Source organism: Aureisphaera galaxeae, from assembly GCF_028561275.1.
Classification (GTDB): Bacteria; Bacteroidota; Bacteroidia; order Flavobacteriales; family Flavobacteriaceae; genus Aureisphaera; species Aureisphaera galaxeae.
This window is the reverse complement of sequence record NZ_JAQQTF010000003.1, coordinates 1-910: the sequence shown is the minus strand read 5'-3', so window position 1 is coordinate 910 and position 910 is coordinate 1. Positions and strand designations below refer to the sequence as shown.

General features: G+C 56.3%; 1 protein-coding gene and 1 pseudogene. Both read right to left on the bottom strand.

Annotation, left to right across the window (positions count from 1 at the left end; translation table 11 throughout):
- Window positions 1-236, bottom strand: a 236-nt coding sequence (locus tag POV27_RS04815) for a thrombospondin type 3 repeat-containing protein (protein ID WP_272861604.1), incomplete at its 3' end; no start/stop codon positions are given.
- Window positions 233-910 (bottom strand): annotated as a pseudogene (locus POV27_RS04810) (hypothetical protein); the annotation flags it as partial. The pseudogene POV27_RS04810 and the gene POV27_RS04815, both read right to left, overlap by 4 nt.

Here is a 910-nt window from a genome sequence, read left to right as displayed (position 1 = left end):
TCACAGTCCGCATCGTTCCATGCCGTTGTCGGCGGTACGGTCTGGCTGGCAAGTACAAAGTCACATGGATCGGTTGGATCGGTTCCATCGGTAACCTCGTCACCGTTGGTTACCCCATCACCGTCGCAGTCGGCGTCGTTCCACGCCGTTGTCGGTGGTACTGTTTGGCTCGCCACATCCAGACTACATGGGTCGGATGGATCGGTTCCGTCGTTTATTTCATCACCGTTAGTCACACCGTCACCANACCGTCACCGTCACAATCGGCATCGTTCCAGGCCGTCGTTGGTGGTACCGTTTGGCTCGTAAATATCAAATCACATTCATCAAGAGGATCCGTTCCATCGGTAACCTCGTCACCGTTGGTCACACCGTCTCCATCACAATCGGCATCGTTCCAAGCTGTAGTTGGTGGTACCGTCTGACTGGCAAGTACGAAGTCACATGGGTCCGTTGGGTCCGTTCCATCGGTAACCTCGTCACCGTTCGTTACCCCATCACCGTCACAGTCGAGGGCATCCCAAGCAGCAGTCGGCGGTACCGTCTGGCTGGCCACATCCAGGCTACACGGATCGGATGGGTCCGTTCCATCGTTTATTTCATCACCGTTGGTCACACCGTCACCGTCACAGTCCAATGCCTCCCAAGCAGGGGTCGTTGGAACCGTCTGGCTCGACAGCATAAAGTCACATGGGTCGGTCGGGTCGGTCCCATCCGTTACTTCATCGCCATTGGTCACACCATCTCCGTCACAGTCTGCATCGTTCCATGCCGTGGAAGGCGGTACCGTCTGGCTTGTATAATCTAGGCTACAAGGGTCTTGTGGGTCCGTTCCATCGGTAACCTCGTCACCGTTGGTCACACCGTCTCCATCACAGTCGGCATCGTTCCATGCCGTTGTCGGCGGTAC